The 10,241-nt window shown below is 61.0% G+C and carries 8 protein-coding genes and 1 pseudogene; 6 read left to right on the top strand and 3 right to left on the bottom strand.

Going from position 1 to position 10,241, the window contains the following annotated elements; translation table 11 throughout:
* Positions 1-407, top strand: a 407-nt coding sequence (locus QOC89_RS30670; RefSeq protein WP_323048479.1) for a His/Gly/Thr/Pro-type tRNA ligase C-terminal domain-containing protein, incomplete at its 5' end; no start/stop codon positions are given.
* 176 nt (positions 408-583) lie between these two features.
* The gene (locus tag QOC89_RS30665; protein WP_323048478.1) at positions 584-1,528 is read left to right on the top strand and encodes a cupin; all 945 of its coding nucleotides are present in this window, start codon (positions 584-586) and stop codon (positions 1,526-1,528) included.
* Here the strand turns inward: QOC89_RS30665 and QOC89_RS30660 are convergent.
* The 3 genes from QOC89_RS30660 to QOC89_RS30650 form a co-directional block, all read right to left on the bottom strand.
* Complete coding sequence (locus QOC89_RS30660; protein WP_323048477.1) at positions 1,525-2,478, bottom strand: LysR family transcriptional regulator; 954 nt, start codon at positions 2,476-2,478, stop codon at positions 1,525-1,527. The two genes, QOC89_RS30665 and QOC89_RS30660, sit on opposite strands and share 4 nt — an antisense overlap.
* 110 nt (positions 2,479-2,588) lie before the next feature.
* On the bottom strand, positions 2,589-3,644 hold the full coding sequence (locus QOC89_RS30655; protein ID WP_323048476.1) for a cache domain-containing protein: 1,056 nt from the start codon (positions 3,642-3,644) through the stop codon (positions 2,589-2,591).
* 349 nt (positions 3,645-3,993) lie between these two features.
* Positions 3,994-5,085: a LacI family DNA-binding transcriptional regulator gene (locus QOC89_RS30650; RefSeq protein WP_323048475.1), complete on the bottom strand. Its 1,092-nt coding sequence runs from the start codon at positions 5,083-5,085 to the stop codon at positions 3,994-3,996.
* 269 nt (positions 5,086-5,354) lie between these two features.
* Between QOC89_RS30650 and QOC89_RS30645 the strand changes: the two genes are divergently transcribed.
* The 4 genes and pseudogenes from QOC89_RS30645 to QOC89_RS30630 form a co-directional block, all read left to right on the top strand.
* Positions 5,355-6,659 carry an MFS transporter gene (locus tag QOC89_RS30645; protein ID WP_323048474.1) on the top strand — a complete coding sequence of 435 codons (1,305 nt, stop codon included), beginning with the start codon at positions 5,355-5,357 and terminating at the stop codon, positions 6,657-6,659.
* A gap of 30 nt (positions 6,660-6,689) precedes the next feature.
* Entirely contained in the window at positions 6,690-7,853 is a 1,164-nt protein-coding gene (locus QOC89_RS30640; protein ID WP_179740120.1) for a mandelate racemase/muconate lactonizing enzyme family protein, read from the top strand.
* Positions 7,854-8,110: 257 nt separating this feature from the next.
* Positions 8,111-9,667 carry a methyl-accepting chemotaxis protein gene (locus tag QOC89_RS30635; RefSeq protein WP_323048473.1) on the top strand — a complete coding sequence of 519 codons (1,557 nt, stop codon included), beginning with the start codon at positions 8,111-8,113 and terminating at the stop codon, positions 9,665-9,667.
* Positions 9,668-10,035: 368 nt separating this feature from the next.
* Positions 10,036-10,241 (top strand): annotated as a pseudogene (locus tag QOC89_RS30630) (response regulator); the annotation flags it as partial.

The following is a 10,241-nucleotide window of genomic DNA, read 5'->3' as shown; positions in this document are numbered from 1 at the left end:
GGCCGGTGATGATTCATCACGCGGTACTCGGCAGCATGGAGCGTTTCATCGCGATGCTGCTCGAACATCACGAAGGGTGGCTGCCGCTGTGGCTCGCGCCCGAGCAGGTCGTGGTCGCGACGATCAGCGACGCGCATACGGCCTACGCGCGGCAAGTGATGCAGGCGCTCGACGCCGCCGGCATCCGGGCGCTGCTGGACGGCCGGCCGGAGCGGCTGAAAAAGAAGATCGTCGACGCACGGGAAAAACAGGTGCCGATTTTTGTCGCGGTAGGTTCACGCGACGAACGCGAGCGGACGATCAGCATTCGCGCGCGTGATGGGCAGCAGTCGACGCTTGCCATTGCGGAAGGTGTCGAACATCTGCGGCTGGCTGTGCAGCCGCCGGCGTTGCAATCCCGGCCGTGACGGGGTAGCCCGCCGCTTATCGAAACGGACGCGCGGTGCACCCATTTGCGCAAAGGTGATTTCGATGTCCGGCACTTCTGAGGCCAGCGGCCCGCACCTATAGTCGGTTCAGCTTTCGGACGCTAACCCCATCTTCCGGGGTCCACGCGAAGCTTCCCAAACTTAAGGAGCAGACCATGTTGACCAAAACGTCCCCCGCGCCTCTCGCCGAACCCGCTGACGCCACGCTCGACGCGCAATACTTCGAATATACGTCGTCGGCCAATCCGATCGGCGCGAAGCTCATCTCGCGCGTGCCGTTCCGCAATTTCTCTCCCTCGCTCTACGCAACCGGCGCAACCCGCGTCGTACCGCTCGACCTCTCCGCGGAGTTGGGTTGCCCGAGTCCCGCGACCGGTCCGGGCCTGTGCGCCCATTTCCTGCGCATCAACGCGGGGGATACGTTGACGCTCGCCCCGAACGCAACCTCGCAGCTTTGCTACGTCATCAGCGGGAGCGGCAACATGACGCAGGGCGAGACCGGCTTCCCGTTTGCGCAGGGCGATTTCTTCACGATGCCAGGCGGTGACGCCGCCGTGCTGTCCGCCGACGCGACCGCAACGCTCTATTACGTCAACGACGCGCCACTGCTCACCTATCTCGGCACGACCGGCGTCGAGGCGCGCTTTGCGCCGACGCTCTATCCGGCCGCCCGGGCGCAGGAAGAATTGCGCAAGGTCGCGGAAGAAGCCAACGCGGGTCGCCGCAACCGTATCAGCGTGCTGATGGGCAATACCAACTTCCCCCAAACGCGAACGGTCACGCATGTGTTGTGGGCCATGTTCGGCATTGTGCCGCCCAACTCGATCCAGAAGCCGCACCGCCACCAGTCGATCGCACTCGACTTCATCGCCGGGGGCCAGCCGGGTGTCTATACGCTGGTCGGTACGGAGCTGGACGAGAGCGGCAATATCGCGAACCCGACGCGCGTCGATTGGGAAGCCGGGATGGCGTTCGTTACGCCGCCAGGATACTGGCATGCGCACTTCAATGAAACGAACGAAAACGCTTATGTGATTCCTATCCAGGATGCCGGCTTGCAGACCTGGCTGCGCACGCTCGATATCCGTTTCGCCCGTTAAGGCTGTAGCGCCAGCGCGAGTCCGTCGTCCCAGTACGGCGGCTCGCCAAATACCTCGGCGTAGAAATCCACGAACGCGCGCACCTTCGACGAGACGATTTTCTTCGGCGGGTAGACCGCCCAGACGGCCGGTTCGGCTCGCCCCGTGCGCGCCTCCCATTCGGGCAGCGCGTGCCGCAGGCGGCCTTCGCGCAGGGCCGTGGCCGCGAGCCATGTCGGCAGCAGAGCCAGCCCGCAGCCGGCCACAGCGAGTTCCAGCACCGCTTCGGAGTCGTCTGCGCGCAAGCGCCCTTGCAATTCCACCACCACCTGTTCCGACTGCGCGTGACTATCCGCGGCGCGGGTGAAAGACCATTTGTCGTCCGGCAGCAGGGACAAGCGAAGCACGTCGTGCGCGGCCAGATCTTCAGGGACACGAGGCATCCCGCTTCGCTCGAAATACGCCGGGCTGCCGCAGACGATACGGCGATGCGGCGCAAGGCGGCGCGCCATCAATGACGAATCGTGCAGCACGCCGATACGGATCGCCACGTCGATCCCGGCTTCGATCATATTGAGCGTTTCGTCGGTCGACACGATGTCGAGGCCGATGGCAGGGTAGCGCGTCATGAACGCGGGCAGATGCGGCACGATATGCCGGCGCCCGAATGCCGGCGGCATCGTGACGCGTAGCACGCCTTGTGGCGTGAGATTCAGCGACGACGTGACCTGGCGCGCATCATCGAGCGCCTGCAGCGCAAGCATGGCGTGTTCACGAAATAGCCTGCCGCCCTCTGTCAGGACGAGCCCCCGCGTCGACCGGTTAAACAGGGCAATGCCCAGATCCTTTTCCAACTCGCTCACGTAGCGCGAGACGGTGGAGGTCTTGACCGCCAATTCACGGGCCGTCTTGCTGAAGCTCTGCAGTTCAGCCGCGCAAACGAAGGCTCTTACCGCCGCAAAATAATCCATGGTATGTCCGACGCGAATCGCGCGTCCTGCAAGAAACCCTCTTTCCGAATCGTGGCCTGGGCCACGGGTGCGGATGACTCAACCCGCGGAGGTACATGCCAATGATACGGTTACCGGGTTTGATCCGGCTGCTGCTCGACCACGCCGAACCACCCCATACCGCGATACGTTTCATAGCCGGGCGTCAGCGCGTATCCTACAAGCGATCCCTTTGCCGTGCGGTAAGTTCCGATATCCGCCGTGTCCGGTGGCAGGTCGAAGCGCATCTCGTCGCGGCCCGCCGTGGCGGAGGAGGCGATCACCCGGCCCGTTGCGTCAACGATCATGCAGCGCGTGCGCTCCCGTTCTCCACGGGTCAAGCGGACGCCATTGACAACGGTCGACGCCTGCTTGGCCCAATCGAAGAACACGGCCAGAACGCCGACGACCTTTCCGTCAGTCGCACCGTTCTGGCGGATCGCCGTCGCGTAGGTGGCAACCTGCGCGCCTTTCAATTCCGCGGCCGTGTCGACGTTGGCGGTTGCGTACTCGTCGCCGGAGCGTGTAGCGAGCGCCGCGGCGAACCAGTCGTGCTGGGCTGCGTTCACTGTGTCGATGACGGGAAACAGCGCAGGTCTGCCATTCGCCACGACGCGACCCTCGGTATCCAGCACCCAGATGTCGAGATAAACCGTGTAGCTATCCAGGATGACCGACAGCCGCTTTGCCGCATGCGCGCCAGCCGATGCCGAGCCATCCGTCATGCAATCGACGACCGCTGCATCGGTTGCCCACCAGCGCACATCGCATGATCGCTCGTAAAGGTTGCGGTCGACCACGTCGATCATGTTCAACGCAAGGTCGGTCAGACGCTGGCCCTGTTGCCGCTCGAGCTCCATCACCATCCGTTCGCTGATGCTGGCCAATTCCTTACCGAGCTCGCCGGTCAGTTGCCCGATCCGGCCTGACACGTTCTTCACCTGGTTTGCGACGACCGCAAAGCCGCGGCCTGCTTCTCCAGCACGCGCAGCTTCGATCAACGCGTTGATTGCCAGATAGGTCGCCTCGCGATTGATCAGGTCGATATCGGCGATCTTGTCTCTGGATATCTTGCGCACTTCGCGGGTCAACCCGGCGATGATCGCGCCTTCGGACGACTGAGGAGGTTTGGCCTGCTCTATGGACATCTCGTATATCCCAGTTGCGTGCGGAGTGGGGAGCCAGTGGCTCCTCGCCGGTTCGGAGAGTTACTCGGGATTAACGGCACTCTGAAGCGGAGACTTAAGGAAAAAACGACCGATATATCAATGCTTTAATGCGCCATTTATGTGCGCACCGACACTGTGCATTTTTTCGTCGGTCAGGCGGCCGCAGGCGAGCGATCTGAAAGCGTCCGTTTCGATCTTCAGACTGAGCGTTGCTCGCGAGGCCGGCGCACCACGTTCTGCCGCCCAGGCACACATGGTGGCTTTGCACTCAAGACCGTGGACCACGAAATCGCGCCGAGTTGGCTTATCTAACGCCGCAAAAATGACCTCAGCCCTGGGGGACTTTAATCTTGCGAGCCGTACGTTTTAGATTGGTATCCGAAGTATCCGTTGCTATCGGAGCGCAACTTGCGCGCGGCTCAAACCATGTTGGAAGAAAGACGGGCTCGTTCACGCCCGGCGTTTCTCGTTGCGCGAGCAACAATTCCGCCGCCCGCTTGCCGAGGAGTGCCGAATCGCGCATGACGGTCGCAATAGGCGGCTGATGGAAGCGGCCAAGCGGAACGTCGTCGCAGCACACAAGGGACAAGTCTTTCCCAAGCTCCAAACCGCGACGGTGCACCACACGCAGCGCACCCTCGAGCAACTGGTTGCCCCCAAGAATGACCGCGCTCGGTGGGACGGCGCCGGAAAGCATCTCCTCCAGCGCCTGTTCCCCATGCTCCGGCGACAGGGTGCCGCGGTGAACCAGCAGGTCACGCGCGATACCCAGCCCGTCATAGGCGTCTTCTACGGCACGGACCCGTTCCCTTGTGGGCCGCACGTCGCGCCCCACAACAAGTCCTATCCGCCGATGTCCCGCCGCCAATAAATATCGGCCGGCATCGCCGACGCCGCGGTAATGGTCCGACAGCACGTAATGCGCGGGAATGTCCGCGGGCAAGGTTCGATCGATCAGCACGACCGGCGTCTGCGTATGACGCAACGCGGCGAGCGTGCCGGGATCGTCTTCGAGGGCAGGCAGGACGATCAGCCCATCGACCTGACGCTGCAACAGCAGTTCGATGCGTTCCGCGTCGACGCTCGGAATGCCGCCTGAATTGGTCAGAAGAACCGAAAAGCCCGCCAGACTCAGCACACTTTCCGCACCGCTCACGATCGAGGCAATCAGTGGATTAGTAATGTCCGACCCGACAAAGCCGATAGAACGTGTGGTACGGCGACGTAAGCCTTGCGCGAGCGCGTTGGGGGCATAACCGAGCTGCCGCGCAGCATCGAGCACGCGCTTGGTCAACTGCGGGCTCGATCCGGGTTGCCCGGATAGCACGCGTGAAACCGAGGCAATGCCGACGCCGGCAAGCTCTGCCACCGCCTTGATACCAGATCGTCCGCGCGTCGTGCCGGTCGTGTCCTTGCTCATTGTTTCCTCTTGATCTTGACAGCGCAGTTTACATCATCTATCTTTGGGAAACGTTTCCGGAAACGTTTCCTAGCTTGACCAGCGGGAAAGAGACAGCGCGCTACGGGTGTTGATGGCTGCGAGAGAAGACTGGTTCGCGGTCCTTGTCAGAGGGACGATCGTCGATGCGCAGGCGCGCGCGGCCCATCCAATAAATAGAACAGAGGTGACCTTTGCAAAGTGCAGTCCATCAATCGTCCGAAGTCAGGCGCGCCATACGAAACGCAATCTTGAGCGCGATAGTCGGCACCGCCATGGAGTGGTACGACTATTACCTCTACGCGACCGCCGCAGCGACGCTTTTCAATAAACTTTTCTTTCCGTCCTACGATCACCTCACGGGCACGTTGCTGGCCTATGCGAGCTTTGCGATCGGCTTCTTCGTGCGGCCTGCCGGCAGCCTGCTGTTCGGGCGCATGGGGGACCGTCTGGGGCGCAAGAAGGTGCTGATCATGACGCTGCTGCTGATGGGCGGCTCGACCACGCTAATGGGATTGTTGCCCACCTACGCCGTGATCGGCGCATGGGCGCCGCTGTTGCTCTGTGTGCTGCGGGCGTTGCAGGGGCTCGGCTCCGGTGCCGAATATGCGGGCGCCGTGCTGATGGTGATCGAAAATGCACCGCCCAAGCGACGCGGGTTGTATGGCTCGATGCCGTATATCGGCGTCGCGCTCGGGTTGCTCATGTCGCTCGCGACGTTTCACCTTTCCTCGAGTCTTTCCAAAGGCGCATTCGAAGAGTGGGGCTGGCGTATTCCCTTCCTGTTGAGCGCCGTGGTGGTGGCCCTGGGTCTCATACTGCGCAGCTCGCTCAAAGAGACGCCTGTGTTCCTGCAGATGCAGAAGAAGAACATCACCGTCAAAGCGCCGGTCACGGAAGTCTTCAAAACGTCGTTGAGGCCCATGCTGTGCGCGTGGGGCGCGCGTCTGGGCGACAACTCGCTCGCCTACATTTACGAGTCGTTCGTGATTGTCTACTTCACGCAGCAACTGCACATGGCGCGCGACGTGATCGTGACGGCGCTCATGGTCAGTACGGCGCTGCAGTTCGTCACCGTACCGTTGTTCGGCTGGGTGTCGGACAAGGTCGGCCGCAAACCGGTTTACATGGGCGGCGCACTGATCTCGGGCCTCTCCATATTTCCGTTCTTCAGCATGCTCCAAACCGGCGAGCTGGTCTGGATCTATGCGGGATTGTTCCTTGTCTCGTCGATCGCGAAGACGATGATGACCTCGGCGCAAAGTCCGTGGCTCGCCGAAATGTTCCCATCGCGAGTACGTTACACCGGCTTTTCGCTCGCACGCGAAGTGACCTCGCCGATCTCGGGCGGCATCGCGCCGATGATCGCAGTCGCATTGCTCGCAGCCGGGCACGGGTCGCCTCGGTACGTAGCCTGGTATGTAGTCGGACTCGGTGTGATCACTGCGTTCTCGGTCTTCATGGGACCCGAGACGCGCGGCCGGCCTCTCGATGACGATTCGGCCAGCGCTAAAGATGCATCGACTCGCGCAGAAAGCATTCAAGCCACGCTTTAGAACCAATTGTTTTATCAGTCAGGAGTATCAATGAAAATCACCAAGGTGGAACCGCTGCACGTCGGTCAGTTCATGTTTGTCCGGGTGGACACAGATGAAGGCATCACAGGATACGGTGAGGCCGGCGCTTGGGGACATATTGAAGCATCCGGTGCGGCAATCCGACGTTTCGGCGAATACCTTGTCGGCAAAAACGCGTTTGAGATCGAGCATCACTGGAACGTGATGCATCGCTTCAGCTACTTCCAGGGGCTCGCGATCAACGCGGCCATTTCGGCCATCGACATCGCCTTGTGGGACATCAAGGGCCGCGCGCTGAACACGCCGATCTATGAATTGCTGGGTGGTCCTGTCCGCACGAAAGCACGCATCTATGGGCATATCTATGAGAGCAACATCGAAAAGATGCTCGTGGAATGCAAGGCGAAAATGGAAGCGGGTTTCACTGCATTCGGCCACCTGAACCCGTTCCTCGACGAAGGCAACGATCAGGTCTATTTCAAAACGCACATCAAGAAGATGCGCGATGCCATCGACAACGTGCACCGCATGCGCGAAGTCGTAGGCGATCGTGTGGATCTTCTGATCGAGTTGCATCGGCGCTTGACGCCGGCCGAGGCGATCGTGTTCGCACGCGGCATTGAAGACACGCATCCGATGTTTATCGAAGATCCGATTCGCCCTGAAGGTCCGGACGCCATGGCGCGCGTGGCCGAGAAGATTCACATTCCGATTGCAACGGGTGAGCGCTTCTCGACCATTTACGAATTTCAGGCATTGATGGCTCGCGGTGGCATGGAATACGCGCGCGTGGACCTGTGTCTGTGCGGCGGCATCACCGGTGCACGCAAGGTGGCCGCGATGGCTGAGGCACATCATGTCCAGGTGGTGCCGCACAATCCGTTGTCGCCCATTGGCCTCGCCGCCTGCCTTCAGCTTGATGCCGCCATTCCGAACTTTGCCATTCAGGAATACGCGACCGGGTTCGAAGCGGGGATCTTCGAATCGCGGCCAGAGCATTTGGGAACGAACATTGTCGACAAGGTGCCGTTGCCCAAGGATGGTTTCGTCGATATTCCGACGGGACCGGGTCTCGGCATGGCGCTGTTGCCCGACGCTCAGCGTATTCGGCCGCCGTTGTCGAAGCCTATCTCCATGCGGCCGCATTTCGACGGCTTCGTTGTCGATCAATAAGGCGAGATTTATTTCGACGGGGCGCGTTTATTGATGAACGGCGCCCCGTCGCGAGATCCCGGCGCGCGGCCAATGCAACAACAAGCAAGCGACACATTAGATGTCGCTGCTGGCGTTCGTCCGTTACGTTTACACAGCCGACGCAGTGACTTTCAATTCTTCTCATTCAAGGCAGTGAAGAGTAGGAATAGTTATTAAGTTTTCCCATAAGACAGCCGTTAATACACGAACGAAAGAACTCACTAGGGGGAAAGAAGATGGGTCGGCTGGGAATTGCTGGAAAACTATGGACTGCACTGGTCATCATGTGGCTCGGGCTGTTCGTGCTGGGCGGCTGGGCAGCGCTGCAAAGCCGGCGGTCGATGCTCGAAGAGCGACAGGTCGGTGTAAGAAATGTTGTTGAAAGCGCACTCAGTGTTGTGCAGGTTTACGGAGCGAAGGTTGCCGATCACTCCATGTCGCTTGAACAGGCGCAAAGCGCGGCACTCGCGGAACTGGCATCGATCAGATATGGCAAGGACGGCTATCTGTTCGTGTTTGATTCCCGTCCGGTCGTGCTGGCAATCGGTAATGCATCGGTCAAGTCGCTCATTGGCCAGAACGTCGGCGAGCGCGCCGATCCTACCGGCAAGAAGTATTACCTCGAATTAGCCAAGGCCGCGGCCGCCGGCGGCGGTTACGTGGACTATTTCGGCGTGGCGCCCGATACGGGCGCGCGCGTTCCCAAAGTCAGCTACGCAGGCGCTTATCAGCCGTGGGGCTGGTACGTTGGATCAGGGGTGTTTCTCGCGGATATCGACGCCGCGTTCAGGGCGGATCTGCTCGGCTATCTTTTGATCCTCGCGTGCGTGGGCGGGGTTGTTTCCACGGTGATGCTGGTGATCATTCGCAACATCAAGCGCAGTCTTGGCGGCGAACCGGCTTACGCGGCAGGAATTGTCGAGCAGATCGCCGCGGGCGATCTGTCGGTTCACGTGGGCGGTTCGGCGATTCACGACGGTAGTCTGCTCGCGGGTATGAACCGGATGCAGCAGAGCCTCGCAACGGCGGTGGGATTGGTGCGGCAGAGCGCGAATGCAATCGATGTCGCTTCGCGTGAGCTGGCAACCGGCAATAACAATCTGTCCGCGCGTACCGAAGAACAGGCGGCGTCGCTGGAAGAAACCGCGTCCAGCATGGAACAACTGACCGCCACGGTGAGACAGAATGCGGAGCACGCGCATGAGGCCAGCTTGCTGGCGCAGAATGCCTCCGAACTCACGGATCGCAGTAGCGCCTTTGTGGCCGACCTCGTCGCGAGTATGCATACCATCGGCGAGCAATCGAAACATGTCGGCGACATTGTCGGCACGATCGAAAGCATCGCGTTCCAGACCAACATTCTGGCTTTGAATGCGGCGGTGGAGGCGGCCCGCGCGGGTGAGCAAGGGCGCGGTTTCGCGGTGGTGGCCAGTGAGGTACGGATGCTCGCGCAGCGCTGCGCAGCCGCGGCCAAAGAGACGCGCACCATCATCGACGCGTCCGCGGGCACGGCTTTGAGCGGCTCGAGCACGGCAGACCGTGCGGGACACTCCATGGCTGAAGTGGTTGACGCAATCCGGCGTGTAACCGCTGTGATCACCGAAATATCGGCCGCCTCCAGCGAACAGAGCGCGGGCATTGAACAGGTGCGCCTCGCGATCGATCAGATGGACGAGGTCACGCAGCAAAACGCAGCGTTGGTGGAACAGGCGACCGCGGCGACCAATTCATTGGCGGATCAGACGGGACAGCTACAGGCGGCGGTATCGGTGTTCAAGGTCGTCAACGCGTGACACGAGTCCGTTCATTTGCGGGACGCTTGCAGAGGTATCGCAGCGAGGTGGAGCGGGAACGTTGCGCGGCTTGACTCCGTCAAGTTCGGTCGCGCGCGCCCCGCGCGGGTTGCGCGTAGCGCCAACCAGCTGGCCGTATCGTCCGGAACGCTGTTAATAGTGGCGCCAATAGAAGAGTATTGGACTTTAGTCCCGTGTCGAGGCGCCAGGTCAGGCATCTTTATCGTACTGCCTGGTATGCCGGCAATCTGATCAAGCCAAGATGTAGACAAATGCGCACGCACGACATTTACATTCGCCTGAGCAGCGTGAGCTCGGTGCCGCGCTGCCGATCATATTCATCACGGGACACGGCGACCTCTCGATGAACCTTCTCAAGCGGCGACGTGTTTCTCGACGCTCTGTCGTCGACGCCGTCATATCGCCCCGACTGCGTCATTCTCGATCTGCAAATGCCTGGGCTGAATGGCCTGGAAGTTCAGCGGCGTCTGTCGGGCAGTGGCATGCCTGTCATTTTCATCACCGCCCATGATGAAGTCAGCGTGCGCGAGCAAGCGCTCGCAGGCGGAGCGGT

Origin of the sequence: Paraburkholderia sp. (assembly GCF_034668105.1) — a bacterium.
Taxonomy (GTDB): domain Bacteria; phylum Pseudomonadota; class Gammaproteobacteria; order Burkholderiales; family Burkholderiaceae; genus Paraburkholderia.
The sequence above is the reverse complement of the archived record's forward strand: the minus strand, read 5'-3'. Positions and strand labels throughout refer to the sequence as shown.

Excerpts from the sequence above, each read along its gene's own strand:
- QOC89_RS30640 (WP_179740120.1), top strand. The coding sequence starts at position 6,690 with ATGAAAATCACCAAGGTGGAACCGCTGCACGTCGGTCAGTTCATGTTT.
- QOC89_RS30660 (WP_323048477.1), bottom strand. The coding sequence starts at position 2,478 with ATGGATTATTTTGCGGCGGTAAGAGCCTTCGTTTGCGCGGCTGAACTG.
- QOC89_RS30665 (WP_323048478.1), top strand. The coding sequence starts at position 584 with ATGTTGACCAAAACGTCCCCCGCGCCTCTCGCCGAACCCGCTGACGCC.
- QOC89_RS30655 (WP_323048476.1), bottom strand. The coding sequence starts at position 3,644 with ATGTCCATAGAGCAGGCCAAACCTCCTCAGTCGTCCGAAGGCGCGATC.
- QOC89_RS30635 (WP_323048473.1), top strand. The coding sequence starts at position 8,111 with ATGGGTCGGCTGGGAATTGCTGGAAAACTATGGACTGCACTGGTCATC.
- QOC89_RS30650 (WP_323048475.1), bottom strand. The coding sequence starts at position 5,085 with ATGAGCAAGGACACGACCGGCACGACGCGCGGACGATCTGGTATCAAG.